This is a genomic window from Kribbella sp. NPDC003557, from assembly GCF_040610805.1.
Taxonomy (GTDB): Bacteria; Actinomycetota; Actinomycetes; order Propionibacteriales; family Kribbellaceae; genus Kribbella.
The window spans coordinates 831,746-857,126 of sequence record NZ_JBEXMY010000005.1 but is presented as its reverse complement, the minus strand read 5'-3'; the positions used below and the strand labels follow the sequence as shown (position 1 = coordinate 857,126).

Genomic DNA, 25,381 nt, shown 5'->3' with positions numbered 1-25,381 from the left:
ACACGACGACGTGCCCTCGCGGGCGCGCCCGCCGATGAGCCTCTCGTCGAGGCAGCGGCTGGGGGACGGGGACTTGGTCCGAGCCGGACTGGCCGGCTCGACGAGAGGGGGGTTTCATCATGCATTCCATCTATGTCGACGCCGAGTTCACCGACGACGAGCGCCGGCGGAAGCTGTACGAGGGCGACCTGTTCGTCTACTCGCCACGGGCATCGACGCTGGCGCTCACCGAGTTCGCCGGGGAGATGGCCCGGGAGGCGTTCGGTCCGCTGGATCCCGAGACGGCGCAGTACGAGATGGCCGTCGAGGACTACGCGGCGCTGCTGGCCGAGCTGAAGCCGCGCTTCATCCACCACCCGGAGTCGAAGCGGCTGATCCAGGACATGCTCGTCGACTTCGGGTGCGACGACGAGCAGACGTACTTCGACGTCCCGCGGATGCGCAGCTCGACGTCGAACGACTACCTGACCACCGGGATCGCGTTCGCGTTCCACCCGCACCGGGACACCTGGTACTCGGCGCCGTACGTCCAGCTGAACTGGTGGCTGCCGATCTTCCCGATCAGCCACGACAACGGGCTGGCGTTCCACCGCAAGTACTGGCAGACGCCGCTCAGGAACAGCTCGCGGGTCTACAACTACGCGGAGTGGAACGAGACCAGCCGGAAGATCGCGGCGACCCAGATCGGCACCGACACGCGCGTGCAGCCGGTGCCGGAGGAGGAGGTGGAGCTGATCCCGCAGATCCGGCCGATCGTGAAGCCCGGCGGCGTCATCCTGTTCTCCGGCGCCCAGTTGCACTCGAGCGTGCCGAACACCTCGGGCCGGACCCGGTTCAGCATCGACCTGCGCACGATCCACCTCGGCGACGCGCTGGAGGGCCGGGCGGCGCCCAACATCGACTCGGAGTGCACCGGCACCACGATGGGCGACTACCTGCGGGTGAGCGACCTGGAGCACGTCCCGGCCGAGGTGATCGCGGCCTTCGACGCGCCGAAGGCCGCGGCCGTCTAGAACCGGTCCCGCAGGAACCGGTCGATCAGCAGGCCGGTGAGCGGCACGACGAGCAGCGCACTGCCTACCCCACCGACGGTGTCGGTGGGGTAGTGCGCTGTCAGGAAGATCTGCGCCCACGCCATCAGCGCGCCGCCGATGACGGTGCCGGCCAGCACGATCATCGTCCCCGCGACCGGTCCCGCGTGGACCAGATCGGCCAGCAGGAGACCGAGCACGAGGCCGAGTGCCGCGATCGCGGCGGTGTGTCCGCTCGGGTAGGACAGGAAACCGTCGTGGATGGTCCGATCGACGACATGCTTCAGGCCGGTGGTCAGGATCCCGATCAGCGCCGACGCCACCAGCGCGGTGACCGCCAGCGCCCGGCGACCGGCGACCAGACACAAAGCCGCGGTCGCCAGGACGACCACGGCCCGGCCGACGGGCTCCCCGAGCGCGTCCAGCGCGAGAGCGACGTCGTGCGCACCGGACGGTGCGCCGTCGACGACGGATTGGGCCCACCGGTCCAGCCGTCCCGCGCGAACATCTCCCCAGTACGTCACCGCGAGCACCACGACGACGAGCAACCCCAGGATCGTCAGCGCCACGGCCGGTTGCCGTAACGCGGGCGCCACCGCCGGCCGCCCGCCGGCCCCCCTCGAACGCGTCGCAGCCTCGTCCATCACCCACCCCCAGCTACGACTGTAGCCACAATTCTGCTGTCGCCGACCTGATCGTCGCTCGCGGCCTGCCCGCGTAGTAATGTTCGGTGACTCGCCGCCGACGCGCGGGTGAACAAGGACACGCTGCACTCCACGCTGGACACTGTTAGTGACCGGCTGGTTGCGGGAGGGAACGAGGGGCCGCTGTGAGCGGAGCAGAAGCGCCTGACGCTGTGGACAGCCGTCGGCCGCTCTGGGTCGTCCCGCACGAGGTCCCGGCGATCGTTCCGCTGCCGTCGCGGTCGACCGAGCCGCGCTGGGTGGGGGTGTACCGCTGGGCCGCGGTGGGCGGGGACCTGCTGGCGGCGATGCTCGGCGTCTCGATCGCGCTGCTGACCCGGTTCGGGTACCACGTCGGCTCGAGCTATCTGATCGTGAGCAGCGTGCTGCCGCTCGCCTGGGTCGCCGCCGTCTCGTTGTCGAAGGGGTACGACCCGCGCTTCTACGGGGCCGGGCCGGACGAGTTCCGGTCGCTGCTGCGGGCCGGCGTCGGACTCACCGCGGCGGTCGCGATGACGTCGTACGTGACCAAGGCCGAGATCGCCCGCGGCTTCGTGGTGCTGGCGATCCCGGTGATGGTGATCGCCGCGTTGCTGCTGCGGTACGCGTTGCGGAAGGACCTGCACCGGCACCGGGTCCGAGGGCGCTGCATGCACAGGGTTCTCGTGGTCGGGCGCAGTGGCCCGGCCGCGACGCTGTGTGAGCACCTCGAGAGCCGCCCGACCGACGGCTTCCGGGTGGTGGCGACCTGCCGGCCGCGGGGCGAGTCCGGTGAGGTCGAGGCGCTCGACGAGCCCGACATCCTGGCCGCCGCCGACCGGCACGCGGTCGAGGTGGTCGCGATCGCGACCGACCCGGAGCTGGCCGGTCAGTCGCTGCGCCGGCTGTCCTGGGCGCTGGAACAGCGCGGTATCGAGCTGATCGTGTCCCCGGGGATCATCGAGGTCGCCGGTCCGCGGATCTCGGTCCGCCCGGTCGCCGGGCTGTCGCTGCTGCACCTGGAGCGGCCGTCGGTCAGCGGCGGGCCGCACCTGATGAAGGCGGTCTTCGACCGGATCGTTGCCCTCGGCATCGTGGTCGTGCTGGCGCCGGTGCTGGCCGGCCTGGCGCTCGCGGTGAAGCTGTCCAGCCGCGGCCCGGTGCTGTTCCGGCAGCAGCGCGTCGGCCGTGCGGGCGTCGAGTTCACGATGCTCAAGTTCCGCAGCATGTACGTCGACGCGGAGGCGCGGCTCAGCGACCTCTACGCGTTGAGCGACGGCAACGGTGTCATCTTCAAGATGCGCAACGACCCGCGGATGACCCCGCTCGGCCGGTGGATCCGGCGGTTCTCGCTGGACGAGCTGCCGCAGCTGTTCAACGTGCTGCGCGGCGACATGTCGCTGGTCGGCCCGCGGCCGCCGCTGGCCGAGGAGGTCGCGCTGTACGCCGCCGACGACTCGCGGCGGATGCTGGTGAAGCCCGGGATGACCGGGCTCTGGCAGGTCAGCGGCCGCAGTGACCTGTCCTGGGACGAGTCGGTCCGGCTCGACCTGCGGTACGTCGACAACTGGTCGATGACCTTGGACCTGCTGATTCTCTGGAAGACCGTGCGCGCGGTGTTCTACGGCGCGGGAGCGTATTGATGGCCAATGAGTTGCCCAGGCATGCACCGGTGTACGTCGCGGGTCACCGCGGTCTGGTCGGGTCGGCGCTGTGGCGCCGGCTCGAGGCCGCCGGGTACACGCACCTGATCGGCGCCTCGTCGTCGGAGCTGGACCTCCGCGATCGCGCCGCGACGTTCGACTTCCTGCGGCACCACCGCCCGGCGGCGGTGATCGACGCGGCGGCGCGGGTCGGCGGCATCCTGGCGAACCGGGACCACCCGACCGAGTTCCTCAGCGACAACCTGCGCATCCAGGTGAACCTGATGGACGCCTGCCTGGAGGTCCGGACGCCGCGGCTGCTGTTCCTCGGGTCGTCGTGCATCTACCCGAAGTACGCCGAGCAGCCGATCCGCGAGTCGAGCCTGCTCACCGGCGAGCTCGAGCCGACCAACGACGCGTACGCGATCGCGAAGATCGCCGGCATCATGCAGGTCCAGGCGGTCCGCCGGCAGTACGGCCTGCGCTGGATCTCCGCGATGCCGACGAACCTGTACGGTCCGAACGACAACTTCGACCCGGCGTCGTCGCACGTCCTGCCGGCGCTGATCCGCCGCTTCCACGAGGCTCGTGAGGCCGACGCGCCCGAGGTCGTGCTGTGGGGGAGCGGTACGCCGCGGCGTGAGTTCCTGCACGTGGACGACCTGGCCGACGCGTGCCTGCACCTGCTGGAGCACTACGACGCGCCGGAGCCGATCAACGTCGGGGTCGGCGCGGACGTGACGATCCGCGAGCTGGCCGAGCTGGTCGCCCGGGTGGTCGGCTACACCGGTGCCCTCAGCAATGACCTGTCCAAGCCGGACGGCACCCCGCGCAAGCTGCTCGACGTGAGCCGGCTGCAGGCGCTGGGCTGGAAGCCGTCGATTTCCCTCGAAGACGGTGTGGCCGCCACCTACCGCTGGTACGTGGAGAACGTCACATGAAGAAAGCATTCATCACCGGTATCACCGGCCAGGACGGTTCGTACCTGGCCGAGTTGCTGCTGGCCAAGGGCTACGAGGTGCACGGCCTGATCCGCCGCGCGTCGACGTTCAACACCAAGCGGATCGACCATCTGTACGAGGACCCGCACGCCCAGGACAAGCGGCTGTTCCTGCACTACGGCGACCTGACGGACGGCTCCCGGCTCGTCACGCTGCTGGCCTCGATCCAGCCCGCCGAGGTGTACCACCTGGCCGCGCAGTCGCACGTGCGGGTGAGCTTCGACGAGCCGGAGTACACCGGTGACACCACCGGGATGGGGACGACGCGGCTGCTCGAGGCGATCCGGATGATCGGGCTGGACTGCCGGTTCTACCAGGCGTCCTCGTCGGAGATGTTCGGCGCGACCCCGCCCCCGCAGAACGAGGACACGCCGTTCTACCCACGCTCGCCGTACGGCGCGGCGAAGCTCTACAGCTACTGGATGACCCGGAACTACCGCGAGGCGTACGACATGTTCGCGGTGAACGGCATCCTGTTCAACCACGAGTCCCCGCGGCGCGGCGAGACGTTCGTGACGCGGAAGATCACGCGCGCGGTGGCCCGCATCAAGCTCGGCCTGGAGCAGCGCCTGTACCTGGGCAACCTGGAGGCGTCCCGGGATTGGGGGTACGCCCCGGAGTACGTCGAGGGCATGTGGCGGATGCTGCAGCACGACACCCCGGCGGACTACGTGATCGCGACCGGCACGTCGTACAGCGTCCGGGACTTCGTCGCGTTGTCCTTCGCGCACGTCGGGCTGGACTGGGAGAAGTACGTCGACCACGACCAGCGCTACGAGCGCCCCACCGAGGTGGACTCGCTGATCGGGGACGCGTCCAAGGCCACCACCGAGCTCGGCTGGAAGGCCCAGGTGCACGTGCCCGAGCTGGTCCGGATCATGGTCGACGCCGATCTGGCGGCGCTGACGGAACGGGACGACTGATGACCGACATCCAGGCCGAGCCCACGACGGCCGCCGACCGCGTCGACGTGCTGGGCATCCACGTCAGCGTGACGAACCTCGACGACACGGTCGGCACCTTCGCCGGCTGGATCGAGCGGGGTGACCGGCAGCTGGTCTGCGTGACCGACATGAACGCGCTGCTGCACGCCCGGGCCGACGAGCGGCTGACCGAGGTCTACAACACGTCCGGGCTCACCGTGCCGGACGGGATGCCGCTGGTCTGGGCGGGCAAGAAGGCGGGCTTCGAGCGGATGGACCGCGTGGCCGGTCCGGACCTGCTCGAGCGGGTGCTGGCGGAGTCGGCGCAGCGCGGCTGGACGCAGTACTTCTACGGCGGGGCCGAGGGGGTGGCCGAGGAGCTGCGCGAGCGGTTCCAGGACCTGCACCCGGCGTTGAAGGTGGTCGGCGTCGAGTGCCCGCCGTACCGTCCGCTGACCGACGCGGAGGACGCGGAGACGGTCGCGCGGATGAACGAGGCCCGCCCGGACATCGTCTGGATCGGGCTCGGCGCGCCGAAGCAGGAGCGCTGGATGGCCGACCACCGCGACCGGCTGAACGCGACGATCCTGATCGGGGTCGGCGCGGCCTTCGACTTCCACACCGGCCGGCTGGACCGCGCGCCGCGGTGGATGCAGCGCGCCGGACTCGAGTGGAGCTACCGGTTGTACAAGGAGCCGCGCCGGCTCTGGAAGCGGTATGTGCTCGGCATCCCGCGTTTCCTCCTGGGCGTTCTCCGGCATCCGCCGCGCCCCCTCTAGAGTGAGGCGGTGAGAATCCGGCGGCCGAAACTCCGGCGGCTGGCCGGACCGGCCGGCCGCGCGGGATGGGGTCTGGCCGATCAGGCGCTGTCGAGCCTGAGCAACCTGGCCGTCGGTGTCGTGGTCGCGCGGTCGAGCACGGTGGCGGACTTCGGTGTGTACGCGCTGGCGTTCGGCGGCTACACGATCGCGTTGAACGTGTCCCGGGCCGTCGCCACCGAGCCGCTCGCCGTCCGGCACTCCGGCGACAGGACCCCTGACTGGCAGCGCGCCGTACGGGCCAGCACGGCCACCGCGCTGCTCACCGGATTCCTGGCCCTGCTGGTCGGTCTCGCCGTCGTCGCCGTTCCGGCCGTGCCGTCGAAGGGCGTACTCATCGCCTTCGCCCTCACCATGCCGGGGCTGCTCCTGCAAGACGCCTGGCGCTGGGCGTTCTTCGTCGTCGGTGAAGGGCAGAAGGCGTTCGTCAACGACTTCATCTGGCTCCTGGTCATGCTGGCGATCTTCGGCGGGCTCTACCTCACCGACACTGCCTCCGCGTTCACGTTGACGTTCGCGTGGGGTCTCGGCGCGGTGGTCGCGGCGGTCGCCGGGCGCTTCCAGGCGGGCGTCGCGCCGCGCCGGCAGCTGATCCGCGAATGGGTCCGCCGGAACTGGGACCTGACCCCGAAGTACGTCGGGGAGATGCTCGCGGTGTCCGGCACCATCCAGGTCTACATGCTCGGCATCACCGCGGCCGCCGGCCTGGTCGCGACCGCGGGTATCCGCGGCGCCCAGGTGCTGCTCGGCCCGGTGAACGTGCTGAACCAGGGCATCCGGATGATCTCCGTCCCCGAGGCGGCCCGCGCGCTACGGCACTCGTACCGAAGGCTGTGGCTGGTCGGGCTCGCGATCTCGCTCGGCGTCGGCGCGGGCGCGCTGGCCTGGGGCGCGGTCTTCCTGCTGCTGCCCCCGGTCGTCGGGCGGGAGCTGCTCGGCCCGGGCGTCTGGACCCAGGCCCACAACGTCCTCGTCCCCGTCATCCTGCTGCAGGCCCTCGGCGCCTCCAACGCCGGCGCCTTCGCCATCCTCCGCGCCCTCACCGCCGCCACCCGCGGCCTCCGCGTCCGCCTGATCTCGTCCGTCGTCCTGATCACCTGCGGCATCGGTGGTGCCTACCTGTGGGGTCCGGAAGGCGCCGCCTGGGGTCTCGCCGGCGCCTCCTTCGCGACCCTCCTGCTCTGGTGGAACGAAGCTCACCGAGCCATCGCCGCCCACCGCCGCGTCAGCGCACGGTGACGGTGGCGTAGCCCCCTCGGACGGTGTGGTTCCCGTCGGAGACCTCGATCCGGTACATCTGCGACGTTCTGGCCGGCGCCGTCGTGTCCGTGAGGGTGACCGTCGGACGGGACCAGAACGCGGAGCTGGCGGTCGTGGTGGCGACGACGGTGTTGGCCGCTCCGCGGAGAAGACGGTACGTCAGGCGTACGTCGTCGTTGTCCAGCGAGGCTTGGACGCTGGCCTTCACCTGACCGGCTGCCGGACTGGACAGCGTCGGCAGTGCCGGGGCGAGCGGTGCGGCACCCGGGCCGAGATTGGTGAACCGGGTCAGGCCTTGCTGCCCGACGCCGTTGACCTTGGTGAAGTCGCCGCCGATCCACAGATCGCTGCCGCCGCTGGCGGACACGAGCGGCCCGACCTCTGTCGGCGGCCCGGCGTCCGTGTTCGGGAACCATGGCCCGAGCGAGCCGTTGGCCGGGTTCTGGAGCAGCAGGAAGTGGTTGCCGCTGCCATCGGGGAAGGCACCGGGGCAGCTGTGGGCGTGTGACCCCTTGAACAGCCACCCGTTCACGACGGTCACCGCCTCGGTCGCGCCCAGGCACGTGTTCTTCCAGACCAGGTTGCCGGTGCCGACATCCGCCGCCCAGGTCCCGTCGAAGCATCCCCGGCCGTCACCCGCGTTCGCGAAGTACACCCGGTTCCCGGACGTCTCGATGTCCTTGACCCGCGACGTGCACCCACTCGACGGCAGCGGTACGGCGGCGGCCGCCGTGAACGGCAGCAGTGCGCCGGTCGAACTGCTGACACTGGCCACCGCCCAGCGGCTCGTCGCGCCGATCCTGGCGAACGTCCCGCCCAGGTAGACCTTCGAGTTGTCGTCGGCCGCGTCGATCGCGTACACGTCGTTGTCCGCGTTCGGGTTCCACGGCAGCAGGGCGCCGGTGACGGTGCTGATCGCGGCCGCCCGGTTGCGGGTCACGCCGTTCACGAGGCCGAAGGATCCGCCGAAGTACAGGCTGGTCCCGCCGACCGCGAGCGCCTTCACCCGGTACGACACGCGTGGCGCGATGGTCGCGACCAAGGCGCCGGTCGCGGTGTCGAAGGCCGCGATCCGGTTGCGGACCTGGCCGTCGACGCGGGTGAAGTCCCCGCCGACGTACACCCGCGAACCGTCGGTGGACGCGACGACCGCCCAGACGATCCCGTTCAGGACGTGGTTCCAGCCGGTGTCGAGCGCGCCGGTGCTCTGGCTGAAGGCGGCCAGGTAGGTCCGGCTCGCCTGCCTGGTCCCGGCCGGCGCGCCCGGCGGACGCACCGTCAGGAACCGGCCCCCGGCGTACACCTTGCCCTTGGCAACGGCGAGCCCGAGCACGCTGCCGTCGGTCTGCCAGGCGGCGGCCGCGACCGCGGTCAGGCCCGCCCCGGTGCTGACGGCGGGTCGTGCCGGCACCGCCGCCAGCACGAGTCCGCCGATGCCCAGCGCAACGAACAGTCTTCTCCCCATGATCGTTCCCCCCAGTCACCAAGCTACGACCGAGGGTGCCGATCCGGAAGGGAGCGTTACGGGATCTTCACGCTCGCCGAGGCGCCCTTCCTGATGTTGCGCCCGTCGTGGACCTCCACGTGGTACGTGTACGTCGAGCCGCGGGCGAGGCCCCGGTCGACGACCTGGTAGACCTTGCGGGGCTGCCAGAAGTACGACGTGTACTTGTTCGAGCCGACGTTCAGCGAGCCGCGGAACACGTTGTACGTCAACGTCAGGTTGTCCAGGTCGTAGGTGTCGGCGTAGCTCACGTACACCCGGCCCGACGACGTCGCGGTCAGCGTCGGAGCCTTCGGCAGGCCGGGGGCCGCGCCGCCGGCCACGTTCGTGAAGCGGGTGATGCCGACCTGGATCGTGCCGTTCACGTGCAGGAAGTCGCCGCCGACCCACAGGTCGGTGTCGGTGCCGGCCATCGCCAGCGGGCCGACCTGCGTGGTGCTCTTCGGGTTCGCATCGGTGTTCGGGAACCACGGGCCGAGGTTGCCGTTGATCGCGCTCTCGACCAGCAGGTAGTGCGTGCCGGTGCCGTCCGGGAAACCGTTCGGCGACGAGCTGCAGTTGTGGGCGTGCGAGCCCTTGTAGACCCAGTTGCCGATGGCCTTGATCGCCTCGGTCGCGCCCAGGCACTTGTTCTGCCACAGCAGCTGGCCGGTGCTCACCTGGGCGGCGAGGACGCCGTCGTAGCATCCGCCGCCGTCGCCGCCGTTGGAGACGAAGACCTTGTCGCCCAAGGTGTCGATGTCCTTGACACGCGTGGTGCAGGTCGCGGTCGGCTTCGGGATCGCCGCCGCGGCCGGGAACGCGAAGGCCGCGCCGGTGGTGTTGTTCAGCATCGCCAGCGAGTAGTGGTCCTTGCCGTTGATCGTGCTGAACGGGCCGCCGACGAACACCCGGGTGCCGTTGTCGGCCACGTCGACCGCGTACACGTCGTTGTTCGCGTTCGGGTTCCACGGCAGCAGGTCGCCCTGGATCAGCCGGACCGCGCCCAGCCGGTTGCGGGTGGCGCCGTCGATCGCGCGGAACGCGCCGCCGATGAACACGCTGTTGCCGTAGATCGCCAGCGCCTTCACCCGGGCCGCCACGACCGGGTCCCAGGCCGCGACCAGCTTGCCGGTGGCGACCGAGAACATCGCGATCTTGCTGCGCCGGATGCCGTTCACCGTGGTGAAGTCACCGCCGATCACCACCCACTTGCCGTCGGGGCTGGTGGCGATGGCGTACACCGGACCGTTCAGCGTCGGCGCGAAGGCGGTCGGCTTGCCGGTGGTGCGGTCGAAGGCGGCGACGTACGTGCGGACCGCCTCCGGGGCCTGGCCGGAGGCCTTGCCCGGCTGCCGGAGCCTGGTGAACAGACCACCGGCGAACACGGTGTTCCCGGCGATCGCCAGCGCGTTCACGCTGTTGTTGGTCTGCCAGGAGGTCTGCTTGATCGCGGAGACCGCGGAAGCGAAACCCGGCTGCGCCGCCTCCACCGGTGGTCCGGAAGGGATCAACGCTGCGGCCACCACGGCCACGACGGTGACAGCGGCCAGCACTAACTTCTTCATTTAGGTCCTTCGACTGGGCGGGGATCAGTCAGCGCGCGCCTCATCACGCACCAGCGAAGGACCTTAGCGCTGCAGGAGGCCCACTGGAAACGGGCCTCCTGCTCGCGTTATGACTTTGTGCTAGAGAAGCCTTTTCACCTGGCGGCGTAGTGGGACTGGACCTGGAGCGGTGTCAGGGCGTACGGGTAGACGGCCGCCTCGTCGATGCCCATTCCGGTCTGGGTCGCTCCGCCGCCGGGCCACGAGTTGGTCAGGTCGTAGCCGACCCGCCACCATCCGTAGTAGATCGACGCCGATCCCACCAGGGCGCTGCCGGACAGGACACCGTCGACGTACAGCTTCATGGCGCCATTGCCATCTGTACCGTCGTAGCTGCCGACGACGTGGTGCCACTGGCCGTCGTTCTTGCCCGACGGGCTGGTCAGTGTGCGCTGCGAGCCGTCGTTGACGCCGAACACGATCGAGCCGTTGGTGCGCATGTACAGCATCCGGTCGCCGCCACCGCCGCTGTTTCCGGTCTTCGAGTTGCCGAAACCGATGATCCGGCCGCCGCGGTTGAAGCCGCTCTGCTTGACCCACGCCTCGACCGTGAACTGCTGCGGCATGCTGTACGCCTTCTCGCCGACCATCCGCCCGCTGCTCGTGCTGGTCGTCATCGCGGTGTTGCCGGCGATGGCCCCGGCGCCGCCCAGCGTGACGCCGGTGAACGTGCCGTTGTTGCTCTGCCCGGAGGAGTCGACGGACGTCGTCGTGCCGGCCGGCTCGCCGAGCCGCCAGTACGCCTGCGGTCCGTCGGCGTTGACGATCTGGTCGTACGCCGTCGACGCGGCCGAGGCGACCGTGATCGGGTCGGAGTAGTTGCCGCGGACCGTCGTGCTGCCGTCGGTGACCTCGACGCGGTAGTTGGTCTGCTCACCCGGCGCCGACGAGGTGTCGGTGTAGCTCAGCCACGGCCGGTCCCACGGCGTCGACTTGGCCGTCCAGGTCGCGATCGTGGTGTTGCTGAAGCCCTTGAGCAGCCGGTAGGTCAGCGTGCTGTCGTCGTTGTCGACGACGGTCGGGAAGTGGATCTGCACGACCCCGGGCTGCACGCTGTACGGCGTCAGCTTGGCGGGCTTGGCCGGCGCCGCGCCCGGCGCGGCGTTGGTGAACCGGGTCAGGCCCTGCTGGCCGGTGCCGTTCACGTTCAGGAAGTCGCCGCCGACCCACAGGTCGTTGCCGCCGGTCGCGAACGCCAGCGGGCCGACATTCGTCACGCTGTTCGGGTCGGCGTCGGTGTTCGGGTACCAGGGGCCGAGTGTGCCGTCGGTCAGCTTCTCGCTCAGCAGGAAGCGGTAGCCGAAGCCCTGCGGGAAGCCGCCGGCGCCCTGGTTGGCGCAGTCGTGCGCGTGCGAGCCCTTGTACAGCCAGCCGTTGACGACCTTGACCGCCTCGGTCGCGCCGAGGCACTGGTTCTTCCACTTCAGCGTGTTGGTCGCGATGTCGGCCGCCCAGGTGCCGTCGAAGCACCCGCCGCCGTCACCGCCGTTGCCGAAGTACACGGTGTCGCCGCTGGCGTCGATGGACTTCACCCGGGTCGTGCAGGACCCGTTCGGCGGCGGCACGGCGGAGGCGCCGGGGAACGGCAGCACCGCGCCGGTCACCGGGTCGAGGCTCGTCACCGTGTTCTGCGTGGTGCCGTTGACGGTGCTGAACTGGCCGCCGGCGTACACCTTGGAAGCGTCGTCGGCCGCGTCGACGGCGTACACGTCGCCGTTCACGGCGGGGGCCCAGGGCAGCAGTGTGCCGGTGTCGGTGGTGACCGCGGCCAGCCGGAGCCGGTCCACGCCGTTGACCAGGCCGAAGGAGCCGCCGAAGTACACCGTCGAACCGGACACCGCGATGCTCTTGACGCGATACGAGACCGACGGCTTCCAGTTCGCCACGAGCGCGCCGGTGGCGGTGTCGAATGCGGCGATCCGGTTGCGGGTCTGGCCGTCGACCGTGGTGAAGTCGCCGCCGACGAAGATCCTGGAACCGTCGGCCGATGCGGCGACCGCGTAGACCTGACCGTTCAGCACCGGGGTGAACGTGGTGACCAGCGCACCGGTGCCGGCGTCGAAGGCCGCCAGGTACGCCTGGCCGACCTCGCCGGTGCCGGGCGTGGCGCCCGGCGGGCGGACGCTGGTGAAGCGTCCGCCGGCATACGCCTTGCCGTCGGCCACCGCGATGCCCTGGACGCTGGCGTTGGTCTGCCAGGTCGAGCTCGCCGTCGCCGCGAGCGACGCCTCGGTGCTGTGTGCCGGCGCCGCGATCAGCACGGTCCCGACGACGGCCAGTGCCGTCCCTACGACCCCCAGCCGCGTGAACAGCCGTCGTTTCGTCATGTAGCGGTGTCCCCCCTTGGACATGATCGGCGCAGGCGGCGCCTGACCCCTCAGAAATCCCCCGGGAAGAGAGTAGGGCACAACCACGAGATCGCGTGAGCGTCGCGTCCGCACCTGTGGATATCCTGGGGCGCCGGCGAACCAGGAGGCCGGCTAACTGGAGGTAGGGGATGGAACCGGGCACCGTGGTCTGGCGGGAGACCGCTCAGTCACTGCTGCGGCAGAAGTGGCTGATCCTCGGGTGCATCCTGCTCGGACTGCTCGGCGCCTCCGTGTTCGCGCTGTCCCAGACCGAGCGCTGGACCGCCTCGAGCCAGCTGGTGATCGGCCCGGCGGTGCCGCCGGCGCTGGTCGGGAAGCTGTCGACGTCGGCGGACAAGAGCGGCCCGCTGGGCATGGACCTGCCGGCCGAGACCCAGGCCCGGGTGATGGCGAGCCCGACGCTGCTCAAGGCGGTCGTCAAGGCGCTCGGGATGCCGGACAACGACCAGACCATCCAGGACCTGGCCGCGGTGACCCGGGTGAAGGCCGTCACCGACAACGCCTACCTGGTCACGACCGACGGCCCGACCGCGCAGAAGGCGGTCGACCGGGCGAACGCGATCGCCGCGATCTATCTGGCCCAGCGCAACGCCGAGGCGAAGGCGCTGCTGACCAACCTGGCCGAGCAGGCCCAGGCCCGGTCGAAGACGGCGACGCAGCAGTCCCGCAGCCTGGTCAGCCAGATCGACGAGGCGGTCGGCCGCGGCGACAACCAGACCGCCGCGGCGCTGCGCGACCAGCGCGTCGGCCTGGCGACCGAGGCCCGGCAGGCGGCCGACGACGCGGCCGCGATGCTGAAGGCGCTGTCGACGGTCGGCTCCGGCAGCCAGCTGGTGACACCGGCGACCACCGATACCGCCAGCTCGTCGCCGATGGTTGCCCGCGACATCCTCGTCGGCGGGATCCTCGGCCTGGTGCTCGGCTTCGGCCTGGCGCTGCTCCGCTCGCACCTGACGCCGTACATCCTGACGCGCGACCAGGCGGCGCGGGCGGCCACGGCGCCGGTGATCGCGGCCTCCGAGGGCAACCGGCGGCGGATCTGGCAGCGGTCCGCTCCGGAGCTTCCGCAGTACGAGATCACCGCGCTCGGCGCCGAGGCGAGCGGTGCGCTGGCGCGGCGTGAACTGAACCCGCGGGCCTTCGCCGGCGGCGGCCCGGGCGCGCTCCTGGTCGTGTCGGCGTCCCCGACCCCGAACTCGGCCGGTATCGCGCTGGCCATGGCCGAGGCGAACGCCCGCGACGGCCGCGAGACCCTGCTGGTGCTGGCCGACATCGAAGGTACGCCGGTGCTCCCGCATCTCACCGGCCACGAGGGCCTCACGGACCTGGTGAACGAGCCGGCCGCCACCCGCGCGATCCGGGCCCGGAAGCTGTTCCGCCCGGGCACCGTCGCGGACCTGTACGTGCTGCCGCCGGGCCTGAACCACGAGGAGACGGCCGAGGCGGTCGGTCCGTCGCTGGTCCCGGGCATCGTCGCGGACCTCCCGCCGGGGTACTCCGTGGTGATCCACGGTCCCGCCTCCGTCGGGCGGCACGGCATCACGCCGCTGGCCGCCGCGGTCGACGCGTCGGTGCTGGTGGTCCAGGTCGGCCTCGACAAGGAGATGGACGTCGCGCGGCTGACGGGCGCGCTGCAGTTCGCCGGCGCCCCGGTGCTCGGCGTCGTCCTGATCGGGACCTCGACGCAGGACGAGACGCTCGGGATCCCGCTGAACTACAAGCCGCTGGACGCGGGCACGCCGTCGCGCTGATGGCCAGCATGTCGGGCACACGCTTGGCTCCGGCGGTGCCGGGCACGGTCGAGGGCGAGAGCGAACGGCCGGCCTGGTTCTGGCTGATGCTGTGGTGCCTGTTCGTGCTCGGCGTGCAGCCGTGGTCGTCGCGGGTCGCGGCGCCGCAGGGCACCACCGGGTCGACGAACAGCATCGCGAAGGGTCTGCTGCTCGGCGCGGTCTTCCTGGTCGCGCTGGCGGCGACCAAGCCCGGCTTCCGGACGCGGGTGAATCCGTCCAGCTGGCTGTACGTGATGTACGTGCTGTTCGCGTCCGCGACGGCGTTCCTGCTGGCCGAGCCGATGGGGCCGTTGACCCGGCTGGCCCGCTTCCTGCTCGGCCTGGTGCTGATCTTCCTGCTCTGGCGGCCGTTGGTGCAGGTGCCGGAGCGGCTGGTCCGCGCGCATCTGTGGGCCCACCTGTTGCTGGCGGCAACTGTCGTGCTGAGTCTGGCGTACGCGCCGTCACAGGCGTGGCGCCCGCTCCGGTCCTTCGGCACCGGGTACCGGCTGCAGGGCGTCATCATCCCGATGCTGCCGCCACGCGTCGGCGAGGTCGGCGCGGTGCTGCTCGGGCTCGCGCTGATCGGGCTGGTCTGCCGGAAGCTGTCCGCGCTGCCCGCGGTGACGCTGATCGGGCTCGGTGGCGTCCTGATCGCGGCGAGCCGGACGCGGACGTCGGCGGCGGCCGTCGCGTTCGGCCTGGTGATCGCGCTGATCATCACGCGGAAGACGTGGCTCGGCCGGATCGCCTGCCTGGTCGTACCGGGACTGCTCGGTCTCGCGTTCCTGACCATCGGGTCGCTGCACGACTGGCTGTTGCGCGGTCAGAGCACCCGGCAGATCAGCTCGCTGAGCGGCCGGACGACGAGCTGGCAGGCGGTCATCGACGAGAAGGTGTCGACGCAGACCGCGATCATCGGCCACGGCCTCGGCAACAAACGGGTGCTGCTCACCCGCGGCGAGGGTGACGTCGACGTGATGGCGATCGACAACAGCTGGCTCGGCCTGTACTGGGAGACCGGGCTGCTCGCGGTCGCGATCGTCGGGCTCGCGCTGATCCTCGCCTGGGTGTCGGTGCTGCGCGCGCCGACGCCGTACGTCAAGGCCTGCGGCGCCCTGCTGCTCGGGTACGTGACGGCCGCGTCGCTGAACGAGAGCGGCCTGTCGGACCTGTCCTCGATGACCGTGCACCTGCTGGTGGCGGCGGCCATCTGCGACGCGGACCGGCTCAGACAGCGAAGACGTTCAGCTGCTCACTGAGTCCTGGTCGAAACCGGACTGCTGCCACTCGGACCAGGTCATCGTCCTGCCGCGGTAGGCGAAGCTGCCGGTGCCCTGGTAGCTGTTGCGGCGGAAGGTGATGGCTCCGGCCTGTGTGGGGGAGCGCTTGTTCTCCACGACGCCGAGCGCCGACGAGCCCGTCATCACGACCAGGTTGCCCTCGACCAGGACGTTGCGCAGGACGTACTTGCCGCGCGGACCGTCGCCGCGGGTGCGGGACTGGATCGACAGCGCGTTGCGGTTGTCCTGGATCAGGTTGCCGCGGACCTGGACGTCGGACGAGGTGTTGACGTTGATGCCGCCGCCGTCCCAGAGCGTTCCGCCCGAGCCGCGGCCGGTGCCGAACCCGTTGTGCTGGACGACGTTCTGGTCGATCACGCCGGCGTAGCTGATCTCGTACCGGATGCCGTCCGCGGCGTTGTCGCGGATCCGGTTCCCGGTGATCCGGCGGTCGTACTCCGCGATGTCGCTCCACATCCCGATGCCCTTGTTGGCGACGATGTCGTTGCCGCTCACCTCGCCCGACGACCGGGTGGACTTGATCCCGCCGGACTCCCAGTCCGCGATCCAGAAGCCGTCGGTGTTGTTGCGGGTGACCAGGTTCGCGGTGATCCGGACGCCGGCGGACTTGTACTGGCCGATGCCGAGCTGGCCGTTGTCGGCGACCGTGTTGCGGCTGAGCTCGGCGTCGTCGCCCTCGATCACCATGATGCCGACGGCGTGGTTCCAGCGGACCTCGTTCGCGATCACCTTCCAGCCCGAGCCGGCCTGGACGGCGCCGGCCTGCGGCTTCGACGCGAAGTGCTCGATCGTCAGGCCGGTGACGGTCACGTCGTCGGCCGACTTGTCGATCGCCGTGGGCGTCCGGGACATCTCGACGACGTGGCCGGCGGGGTCGTCGGCGACGTACACGGCGTTGGCGGTGTAGTCGCCGTAGAACGTGCCGGGCTTCACCTGGGCACGGCTCATGACCCGGGTCAGATGCTTGCCGTCGACGAACAGCTGTTCGCCGAGCTGGCAGGGCTTGGTCTTGTTGTCCTCGCACTGGCCCTTGAGCGCGTACGCCGCAGGCAGCACACCCTGCACCGACCAGGCGGAGCCGTCGCGGGTCCATCCGGTGAGGCGGACTGCTCCGCTCAGTACGGCGCCGGGGTCGCCCGCCAGCGTGTCGCCCTCGCGGGGATGGATCGCTTTGGTGAGGCGGTGGATGCCTTGCGCGAAACAGAACGTGGTGCCTGCCGGCGCCGCGTCGATGATCGGCTGCGGGTCGGCGCCGACCGCGACGGCGGTTCCCTTGCACGGTTTCGCCGTACTCGGCCCTGTCGGTCCGAGTACGCCGGTGGCCGCGGACGGGGGAGCGGTGGGGACGGTCACCGTGACGGTCGGTGGAGCCTTCGACGGCTCGGGACTGCTTCCCGTGTCCGTACAACCCGACAACACCAGCACCGCGGCACCAGCAGCCGCGACGGCCCCACGCCTCATCCCGGTCCCTTCACGCACCCCCGGCGAACAGATTGCGTGAGACTACCGGTTGGACAGGTACGTGTCCTTCGCCAGGTCGTACGCCAGCGCCTTCGCGACCTGCAGCGCGTCGTCCTCGTCCAGCCGGTGCTGGACGACGAGGTTGGCCAGGTATCCGGCGTCGATCCGGCGGGCCAGGTCGTGCCGGGCCGGGATCGAGAGGTACGCGCGGGTGTCGTCGACGAAGCCGCTGGTGTTGTAGAAGCCGGCCGTCTCCGTGACCAGCTCGCGGAAGCGGCGCATGCCGTCGGGGCTGTCCAGGAACCACCACGGCGCACCGAGCCGCACCGCCGGGTACACACCCGCGAGCGGTGCCAGCTCGCGCGAGTAGACGGTCTCGTCGACGGTGAAGAGCACCAGCCGGAACCCGTCGGCGTGCCCGAACCGCTCGAGCAGCGGCCGCAGCGACCGCGTGAACTCGGCCGCGACCGGGATGTCGTGCCCCTGGTCCGGACCGTACGTCGCGAAGATCGCCGGGTCATGGTCCCGCAGGACACCGGGGTGCAGCTGCATGACGAGGCCGTCCTCGGCCGACATCACCGCCGACTGGTACAGCATGTGCCCGGCGAACGCGGCCGCGTCCTCGGGCGTCACGTCGCCCTTCAACGCGCCCGCGTAGATCCGCTGCGCCTCTGCATCGGTCAGCGGTACGGCGGCCGCGCTGAGGTGGCCGTGGTCGGTTGCCCGGGCGCCCGCCGCGACGAAGGCCTGGCGGCGCTGCCGGAGGGCCTCCAGGAATCCGTCGTACGTCGAGGTGTCGACGTCGGCCAGCGCACCGAGCTGGGCGACCAGCGCGGGCCAGCCGTCCCGGTCGACGTGCGCGACCGCGTCCGGGCGGAAGGTCGGCACCACGCGGCCGGGCAGGTCCGCGGCGAGCTTCGCGTGCTGGGCGAGGTCGTCGGTGGCCGCGTCGGTGGTGGAGATCAGCTCGATGTTGAACCGGTCGAGCAGCGCCCGCGGCCGGAACTCGGGCTCCGCGATCCGCGCCATGATCTGGTCGTAGAGCTCGTCGGCGGTCTCCGCGGACGGGTGCACGGTGAGCCCGAGCACCTCGGCGAACTCGTGCTCCAGCCAGTACCGGCTCGGAGTGCCGAGGAACAGGTGCCAGTTGGTGCAGAACTCGCGCCAGATCTCCCGCGGCTCCGCGGTCTGCCGGCCGTCGCGGCGGGGCAGCCCGAGCCGGTCTGGGGAGACGCCCTGGGAGACCAGCATCCGGGTCACGTAGTGGTCCGGAACCACCAGCAGCTCCGCCGGGTCGCCGAACGGCGCGTCGGTGGCGAACAGCCCGATGTCGACGTGACCGTGCAGGCACAGCAGCGGCAGGTCCTTCGTCGAGGCGTGGATCCGGCGGGCGACGTCCCGCGCGGCACCCGCCGGCAGGGCGCGGTCCGGATGGGGCTGCAGTGCCTTCGGCATGGGTCCTCCGTTGCTGGGCTGAAACGTCCTCTGCAAAGGATTGCAGTCGGGGCTTGTCAGCACAAGTGAGCGTCCGGTGGATGGGTTCTTGACACAAGCTGCAACCGATTGCAATGGTAGGGCGACCCCTGGGGAGATGAGCATGGCGGCGACGATTCGGGATGTGGCTCGGCTGGCCGGCGTATCGCCGTCCACGGTGTCGCGCGCGCTCTCGCTGCCCGCGATGGTGAACGCCGCCACCCGGGCCCGGGTGGCGGCCGCCGTCGAGCAACTCGGCTACGAACCGAACCGGGCCGCCCGCGGCCTGATCACCGGCCGGACCGGCACCATCGGCCTGGTCGTCCCCGATCTCGCCAACCCGTTCTTCGCCAGCCTCACCAAAGGCGTCCAGGCGCGCGCCCGGCACCACGACGTCGCGGTCTTCGTCGCGGACACCGACGAGGACCCGGCGGCCGAGGCCGGTCTGGTGCGGGCGCTGTCCAAGCAGGTCGACGGCGTCGTGCTGTGCTCGCCGCGGGCCGGTGACGAGGAACTGGCGGCGATCGCGCAGGACACCACCGTCGTGCTGGTGAACCGCTCCGCGGCGGGGATCCCGGGGATCGCCTACGACAACGAGGACGGCATGCGGCAGGCCGTCGCCCACCTCGTTGCCCTCGGCCACCGCCGGATCGCCTGGGTCGGCGGACCGGCCACGTCCTGGTCGACCCAGCACCGCGGCCTCGGCCTGCGGAACGCGGTCGAGTCCCTGCGGGCCGAGCTCGCGCCGGTCGGCAACTTCGCGCCGACCTACGAGGGCGGCATGGCGGCGGCGGACCAGGTGGTCGCGACCGGCGCCACCGCGGTCGTCGCCTACAACGACCTGGTTGCGATCGGCCTGCTGGCCCGCCTGCACAGCCGCGGCATCTCGGTGCCGGGCGACCTGAGCGTGGTCGGCGTCGACGACATCGCGATGTCGCGGATGGCGCGGCCGGCGCTGACGACGGTCCGGCTACCCAAGCAGGAGGCCGGCCGGATCGCCGTCGAGCTGCTGCTGGCGATGCTCGACGACCCCGACGGTCCGGGCGCCGCCGCCAGACACAGGCAACTGCACGGGGAACTGCACGGGGAACTGATCGTCCGGGACTCGACCGGACCAGCACCACAGAAGTGATCACCCCGGCCGGCGGCGACGCCGCGCCGGGCCCGCCCTGATCCGAGGAGACACCCGATGCATCTGCAGCGGAAGATGATCGCGGCCACCGGTCTGTTGGCCGTGCTCGCCGCGCTGACCGCGTGCGGCGCCCCGGCGCCGAACAAACCCGCCACCGACGGCGGCGGCGACGTACCCGAGAAGCCGGCCAAGGCCGTCACGCTGAACATCCTCGACGTGGCCGGCAATCTGCAGCTGACCCAGCCCATGATCGACGACTTCGTCCAGCAGCACCGCGACGTGGTCTCGAAGGTCACCTACTCGAAGGGACCGGCGCCCGAGCTGGCCGGCAAGATCAAGGCCCAGCAGAACGCGAACCGGGTCGACATCGACCTGGTGCTGACCGGCACCGACGGGCTCGCGGCCGGCCAGGAGCAGGGGCTGTGGATCGACCTGCTGTCGAAGTACTCCGACCGGCTGCCCGGGATGAAGGACTACCTGCCGCCCGCGCAGAAGATGCAGGAGCTCGGCGGCAAGGAGGGCGTGACGGTCACGTACTACCCGTCCGGCCCGCTGCTCGAGTACATGCCGGCGAAGGTGCCGTCGCCGCCGAAGACCGCCGCCGACCTGCTCGCCTACGCGAAGGCCAACAAGGGCAAGGTCATGTACGCCCGGCCGGCCAACTCCGGCCCCGGCCGCACGTTCCTGATGGGCCTGCCGTACATCCTCGGCGACAAGGACCCGAAGGACCCGGTGAACGGCTGGGACAAGACCTGGGCGTACCTGAAGGAGCTCAACCAGTCCGTCGACTTCTACCCGTCCGGCACCGCCGACACGATGAAGGCGCTGGCGAACGGTTCGGCGAACATCATCGCGAGCACGACGGGCTGGGACATCAACCCGCGGGTGCTCGGCACCGTCCCGAAGGAGGCCGCGATCACGCCGCTGGAGGGCTTCCACTGGGTGACCGACGCGCACTACGCCGTCGTACCGAAGGGTGTGTCGGCCGACAAGCAGGCCGCGATCCTGCAGCTGCTGCAGTTCATGCTGACACCTGAGCAGCAGGCCAAGGCGTACGACAAGGGCTACTTCTACCCGGGCCCGGCGATCAAGGGCGTCGAGCTGGCGCAGGCGCCGCAGGAGAGCAAGGACGCGATCACCGAGTTCGGCCGGCCGGAGTACGACAAGCTGATTGCCGACAATCCGACCGAGGTGCCGCTGGACGCGAAGGCGCTGGTGGCAGCCTTCGACAAGTGGGACCGCGAGGTCGGCGGCAGCAAGGTGAAGAGCCAGTGACCGGTTTCGAGCAGCTCCGGCTGGACGGTGTCACCCGCCGGTTCGGCGCGGCCGATACCCCGGCCGCACTGAGCGGCCTCGACCTGACCATCGAGCGGGGCGAGTTCATCGCCCTGCTCGGTCCGTCGGGCTGCGGCAAGTCGACGGCGCTGAACTGCCTGGCCGGCTTGCTCCCGCTGACCGAAGGCTCGATCTGGCAGGACGACCAGCGGATCGACACGCTGCCGCCCGAGAAGCGCGGCTTCGGCATGGTGTTCCAGAACTACGCCCTGTTCCCGCACCTGACCGTCCGGGACAACATCGCCTTCGGGCTGCGGATGCGGCACCTGCCGAAGGCCGACGTCCGGCGGCGGACCGCCGAGGCGATCGAGATGGTGCAGCTGACCGAGCACGCGAGCAAGCTGCCCGGCCAGCTGTCCGGCGGGCAGCAGCAGCGCGTGGCGATCGCCCGTGCGACCGTTCTCGAGCCGGCGCTGGTGCTGATGGACGAACCGCTGAGCAACCTCGACGCCAAGCTCCGGCTGGAGATGCGCACCGAGATCCGCCGGCTGCACCAGTCGCTCGGCCTGACGACGGTGTACGTGACGCACGACCAGGAGGAAGCGCTGAGCATGGCCGACCGCCTGGTCGTCATGCGGCAGGGCAAGGTCCAGCAGATCGGTACTCCGGAGCAGGTCCACACCAAGCCGTCGACCTGGCACGTCGCCGACTTCATGGGCTACCGCAACCTGCTGCCGCTGAAGGCCGCGCAACTGCACGGCGACCAGGTGACGGTCGAGCTCGGCGGTACGCCGGTACGCGGCGCGGCACAGGGCGCCGTCGCGCACGGCGACGACGTGATCGCCGCCGTCCGCCCCGAGGACCTCAAGCTCGGCGACGAAGGCGTGAAGGGACTCGTCGAGGTCGTCGAGTACCAAGGCCGCGAGCGGGCCGTCGAGGTGGTGCTGGACGGCGACGTGCGGGTGCATGTCCGGACCGAGCAGCGCGTCGAGCCGGGGGAGCAGGTGGCGCTGGCCGTCGCCCCGGGACGGCTCCTGGTGTATCCGTCGTGAGCGCGACCTGGCAGCACCGGCTGGCCGAGCGCGGCGTCGACCGGCGGCTGTGGTTGTTGCTCCCGGCCACGATCTTCGTCCTGCTGCTGTTCGTCTACCCGTTCCTCTACGGGCTCAGCCTGTCGTTCCAGCCGATGGACGGCGGCGGCGTGCTGGCCAACTACGACAAGTTCTTCAGCGACGCGTACCAGCGGGACACGATCGCGACCACGCTGAAGATCGCCCTGCCCGCGGCGCTGCTGAACGTGCTGGCCGCGGTGCCGATCGCCTTCCGGCTGCGCGGCCGGTTCCGCGGCAAGCGGCTGCTGACCACGATCCTCGTCGTGCCGATCACGCTCGGGACGGTGCTCACCGCGCAGGGGCTGCTGAACTACCTCGGCCCGACCGGCTGGTTCAACCGCGTCCTGCTCGACCTGCACCTCGTCGACGATCCGATCCGCCTGACGAACAACTACTGGGGTGTGTTCTTCTCGCTCGTCATCACCGGCTTCCCGTTCGCGTTCCTGCTGGTGCTGTCGTACCTGTCCGGGATCGACCCCACGCTGGAGCGGGCCGCCGCGACCCTCGGCGCGTCCCGGGCGCAGCGCTTCCGCCGGATCACGCTCCCGTTGCTGGCGCCCGGACTGGCGACAACCTTTCTGCTCACCTTCGTCCTCGCGTTCTCGGTGTTCCCGTCCGCGGTCCTGGTCGGTAACCCGGCCGGCTCCACACGGGTGATCTCGCTGGCGGCGTACCAGGCGGCCTACGAGCAGTACGACTACGCGTACGCGTCGGCGATCGCGATGGTGATGGGCGCGGTCGAGCTGATCGTGGTCGCGATCGTGCTGGTCTGGCGGTCGCGGCTCTACACCGGATCGACGGGAGGCAAGGGATGAGACTGCGAACAACCCCGCTCGGGTGGATCATCTGGGCCGTCGTCGCGTTCTTCTTCGTCAATCTGGCCGGCGTCGTCTTCTCGGTCCTGGTCAGCTCGTTCGGCACCCAGTGGTTCGACACCTGGTTCCCCAGCGGCTTCACCACCCAGTGGTACGGCGACGCGTGGCGCGAGTTCACGCTGTTCCACGTCATCGTCGTCACGCTGCTCGTGTCCGCGCTGGTCGTCGTACTGTCGGTCCTCGTCGGTGCGCCGGCGGCGTACGTGCTGGCCAGGAAGAACTTCCCCGGCAAGCGGCTGGTGTACCTGACCTTCCTGCTGCCGATCCTGATGCCGCCGATCACGTACGGCATCCCGCTCGCGACCGTGCTCTACAAGTTCGGTTTCGCGGGGCACCTGTCCGGTGTCGTGCTGGCGAACCTGGTGCCGTCGGTGCCGTTCGTGATCCTCACGATGACGCCGTTCATCGAGCAGGTCGATCCGCGGATCGAGGACGCGGCCCGGATGCTCGGCGCCGGCACCCGCGCGGTGTTCCTGAAGATCCTCGCGCCGCTGCTCGTCCCGGGTCTGCTGGCCTCGGCGATCCTGGTACTGGTGCGGACGGTCGGGATGTTCGAGTTGACGTTCCTCACCGCCGGACCGGACTCGCAGACGCTCGTGGTCGCGTTGTACTACTCGATGTCGGCCGCGGGGATCCGCGCCCAGCAGTCGGTCGACGCGATGGCCGTGATCTACACCGCGATGATGCTGGTACTGCTGGTGGTAGCGCTGCGCTTCGTCAACCCGACCCAACTGGTCGCCCGAGTGAAGGAAGAACCGTCCGAATGAATCCGAGCAGGCTGCGTCTCACCAACCTTCCCGTCGCGCCCGCGATCGACCCGCGCGCGGTGTCGGTCGGCATCGTGCACCTCGGGATCGGTGCGTTCCACCGCGCGCACCAGGCCGTCGTCACCGAACGGGCCGCGGTGGAGACGGGTGAGACCCGGTGGGGGATCACCGGCGTGAGCCAGCGGTCCGCCACGGTCCGCGACCAGCTGGCGCCGCAGGACGGGCTGTACTCGGTCCTGGAACGCGGCCTCGGTGACCCGTCGGTCCAGGTGATCGGCAGCATCCGCGAGGTCCTGACCGCGCCCGAGGACCCGGAGGCCGTGGTCGCGCGGATCGCGGACCCGGCGGTGTCGGTGGTGACGCTGACCGTCACCGAGAAGGGCTACCGGGCAGCCGGGGACGGGCTGAACCTGGACGACCCGGAGATCCGGGCCGACCTGACCGGGCGCCCGCCCCGTACCGTCGTCGGCCAGCTGGCGGCGGCGATCGCCCGGCGGGACGAGCCGCTGACGATCGTCTCCTGCGACAACCTGGTGGCGAACGGCCCGTTCCTGCGCACGCTGGTGACCGATTACTTCGAGGCGCTCGGGAAGACCCCGCCGGCGTTCGAGGCGACCCGGTTCCCGGCCAGCATGGTGGACCGGATCGTGCCGGCGACCACCGACGCGGACCGCGACGAGGCCGCCCGGCTGCTCGGCGTCCGGGACGAGGCCGTGGTCGTCGCGGAACCCTTCCTGCAGTGGGTGATCGAGAACGACTTCGCCGGTGCGCGGCCCGCCTGGGAGCGCGGCGGCGCCGTCCTCACCGCGGATGTCGCGCCCTGGGAGCAGGCCAAGCTGCGGATGCTGAACGCCACGCATTCGATGCTCGCGTACCTCGGTGCGCTGCGCGGGTACGAAACGATCGCCGAGGCGGTCCGCGACGAGGAGCTCGGCGGGCTCGCGCGGCAGCTGATGACCGACGACGTCGTCCCGACGCTGACGCCGCCCGACGGGCTGGACCTGGCCGCGTACGGCGCGACCGTGCTGGAGCGGTTCGAGAACCCGGCGCTGAAGCACCGCACCCGGCAGGTCGCGATGGACGGCTCGGTGAAGCTGCCGGTGCGGATGCTCGGCACGGTCCGGGACCGCTTGGCGGCCGGCGCCGAGCCGCGGATGATCTCGCTCGCGGTCGCCGCCTGGATGGTCTACGTGCACCGGACGCCGGACCTCGACGACCCGCAGGCGGACCGGCTGAAGGCCGCGGTCGCGGGGGTGACCGAGCCCGGCCGGCTGGTCGACGCCCTGCTCGCCGTCGACTCGATCTTCACGCCCGACCTCCGCGACTCGGCCCTGTTCCGCGACCTCCTCGTCGACCACGTCAGTTCACTGGCAACCTGAGACCAGTTGTTGCTACCGGAGACCTGGCACAGCA

At 70.5% G+C, this 25,381-nt stretch carries 20 protein-coding genes; 14 read left to right on the top strand and 6 right to left on the bottom strand.

Annotated elements, in window-relative coordinates:
- The first annotated feature begins 119 nt into the window (after window positions 1-119).
- On the top strand, window positions 120-1,013 hold the full coding sequence (locus ABZW60_RS24595) for a hypothetical protein (RefSeq protein ID WP_355480450.1): 894 nt from the start codon (window positions 120-122) through the stop codon (window positions 1,011-1,013).
- On the opposite strand, the gene ABZW60_RS24590 is transcribed toward ABZW60_RS24595, so the two are convergent.
- The gene (locus ABZW60_RS24590; protein WP_355480448.1) at window positions 1,010-1,600 is read right to left on the bottom strand and encodes a phosphatase PAP2 family protein; all 591 of its coding nucleotides are present in this window, start codon (window positions 1,598-1,600) and stop codon (window positions 1,010-1,012) included. The two genes, ABZW60_RS24595 and ABZW60_RS24590, sit on opposite strands and share 4 nt — an antisense overlap.
- 260 nt (window positions 1,601-1,860) lie before the next feature.
- On the opposite strand from ABZW60_RS24590, the gene ABZW60_RS24585 reads away from it, so the two are divergent.
- From ABZW60_RS24585 to ABZW60_RS24565, 5 genes are read left to right on the top strand one after another with little or no spacing between them, the layout of a single operon-like run.
- Window positions 1,861-3,336 (top strand): sugar transferase, encoded by a 1,476-nt coding sequence (locus tag ABZW60_RS24585; protein ID WP_355480446.1) that lies wholly within the window; start codon window positions 1,861-1,863, stop codon window positions 3,334-3,336.
- On the top strand, window positions 3,336-4,277 hold the full coding sequence (locus ABZW60_RS24580; RefSeq protein ID WP_355480444.1) for a GDP-L-fucose synthase: 942 nt from the start codon (window positions 3,336-3,338) through the stop codon (window positions 4,275-4,277). The genes ABZW60_RS24585 and ABZW60_RS24580 overlap by 1 nt, the downstream gene beginning before the upstream one ends.
- Window positions 4,274-5,260: a GDP-mannose 4,6-dehydratase gene (gmd, locus tag ABZW60_RS24575; protein WP_355480442.1), complete on the top strand. Its 987-nt coding sequence runs from the start codon at window positions 4,274-4,276 to the stop codon at window positions 5,258-5,260. Before ABZW60_RS24580 ends, gmd begins: the two co-directional genes overlap by 4 nt.
- A complete protein-coding gene (locus ABZW60_RS24570) occupies window positions 5,260-6,039 on the top strand; it encodes a WecB/TagA/CpsF family glycosyltransferase (protein ID WP_355480440.1) in 780 nt (259 codons plus the stop codon). Before gmd ends, ABZW60_RS24570 begins: the two co-directional genes overlap by 1 nt.
- Window positions 6,040-6,048: 9 nt before the next feature.
- Window positions 6,049-7,317, top strand: coding sequence for a hypothetical protein (locus ABZW60_RS24565; RefSeq protein ID WP_355480438.1), 1,269 nt, complete (start codon window positions 6,049-6,051; stop codon window positions 7,315-7,317).
- On the opposite strand, the gene ABZW60_RS24560 is transcribed toward ABZW60_RS24565, so the two are convergent.
- The 3 genes from ABZW60_RS24560 to ABZW60_RS24550 all read right to left on the bottom strand — a co-directional run bounded on the left by ABZW60_RS24560 (window position 7,304) and on the right by ABZW60_RS24550 (window position 12,755).
- Entirely contained in the window at window positions 7,304-8,803 is a 1,500-nt protein-coding gene (locus tag ABZW60_RS24560; protein WP_355480436.1) for a fibronectin type III domain-containing protein, read from the bottom strand. The genes ABZW60_RS24565 and ABZW60_RS24560 overlap by 14 nt on opposite strands.
- A 56-nt stretch (window positions 8,804-8,859) precedes the next feature.
- Window positions 8,860-10,389, bottom strand: a complete 1,530-nt coding sequence (locus ABZW60_RS24555) for a fibronectin type III domain-containing protein (protein ID WP_355480434.1) — start codon at window positions 10,387-10,389, stop codon at window positions 8,860-8,862.
- 134 nt (window positions 10,390-10,523) lie between these two features.
- Window positions 10,524-12,755: a LamG-like jellyroll fold domain-containing protein gene (locus ABZW60_RS24550; protein WP_355480432.1), complete on the bottom strand. Its 2,232-nt coding sequence runs from the start codon at window positions 12,753-12,755 to the stop codon at window positions 10,524-10,526.
- A 170-nt stretch (window positions 12,756-12,925) separates the two neighbouring features.
- Here ABZW60_RS24550 and ABZW60_RS24545 point away from each other — a divergent pair, with 170 nt between their 5' ends.
- Entirely contained in the window at window positions 12,926-14,548 is a 1,623-nt protein-coding gene (locus ABZW60_RS24545) for a Wzz/FepE/Etk N-terminal domain-containing protein (RefSeq protein WP_355480430.1), read from the top strand.
- Between the two features lie 8 nt (window positions 14,549-14,556).
- A complete protein-coding gene (locus ABZW60_RS24540) occupies window positions 14,557-15,831 on the top strand; it encodes a hypothetical protein (RefSeq protein WP_355480428.1) in 1,275 nt (424 codons plus the stop codon).
- On the opposite strand, the gene ABZW60_RS24535 is transcribed toward ABZW60_RS24540, so the two are convergent.
- Entirely contained in the window at window positions 15,817-17,334 is a 1,518-nt protein-coding gene (locus ABZW60_RS24535; protein ID WP_355480426.1) for a right-handed parallel beta-helix repeat-containing protein, read from the bottom strand. The genes ABZW60_RS24540 and ABZW60_RS24535 overlap by 15 nt on opposite strands.
- A gap of 42 nt (window positions 17,335-17,376) precedes the next feature.
- Window positions 17,377-18,789, bottom strand: a complete 1,413-nt coding sequence (gene uxaC / locus ABZW60_RS24530) for a glucuronate isomerase (RefSeq protein ID WP_355480425.1) — start codon at window positions 18,787-18,789, stop codon at window positions 17,377-17,379.
- 142 nt (window positions 18,790-18,931) lie between these two features.
- Here uxaC and ABZW60_RS24525 point away from each other — a divergent pair, with 142 nt between their 5' ends.
- Genes ABZW60_RS24525 through ABZW60_RS24500 form a run of 6 tightly spaced genes read left to right on the top strand, consistent with a single transcriptional unit; the run spans window position 18,932 to window position 25,347 of the window.
- Entirely contained in the window at window positions 18,932-19,939 is a 1,008-nt protein-coding gene (locus ABZW60_RS24525; RefSeq protein ID WP_355480423.1) for a LacI family DNA-binding transcriptional regulator, read from the top strand.
- Window positions 19,940-19,996: 57 nt separating this feature from the next.
- Window positions 19,997-21,214, top strand: a complete 1,218-nt coding sequence (locus ABZW60_RS24520) for an extracellular solute-binding protein (RefSeq protein WP_355480421.1) — start codon at window positions 19,997-19,999, stop codon at window positions 21,212-21,214.
- Window positions 21,211-22,266 (top strand): ABC transporter ATP-binding protein, encoded by a 1,056-nt coding sequence (locus ABZW60_RS24515; RefSeq protein ID WP_355480419.1) that lies wholly within the window; start codon window positions 21,211-21,213, stop codon window positions 22,264-22,266. The genes ABZW60_RS24520 and ABZW60_RS24515 overlap by 4 nt, the downstream gene beginning before the upstream one ends.
- Entirely contained in the window at window positions 22,263-23,141 is an 879-nt protein-coding gene (locus ABZW60_RS24510) for a sugar ABC transporter permease (RefSeq protein WP_355480417.1), read from the top strand. Before ABZW60_RS24515 ends, ABZW60_RS24510 begins: the two co-directional genes overlap by 4 nt.
- Complete coding sequence (locus ABZW60_RS24505) at window positions 23,138-23,968, top strand: ABC transporter permease subunit (RefSeq protein ID WP_355480416.1); 831 nt, start codon at window positions 23,138-23,140, stop codon at window positions 23,966-23,968. The genes ABZW60_RS24510 and ABZW60_RS24505 overlap by 4 nt, the downstream gene beginning before the upstream one ends.
- Window positions 23,965-25,347, top strand: a complete 1,383-nt coding sequence (locus tag ABZW60_RS24500; protein WP_355480414.1) for a mannitol dehydrogenase family protein — start codon at window positions 23,965-23,967, stop codon at window positions 25,345-25,347. Before ABZW60_RS24505 ends, ABZW60_RS24500 begins: the two co-directional genes overlap by 4 nt.
- Window positions 25,348-25,381 lie beyond the last annotated feature (34 nt).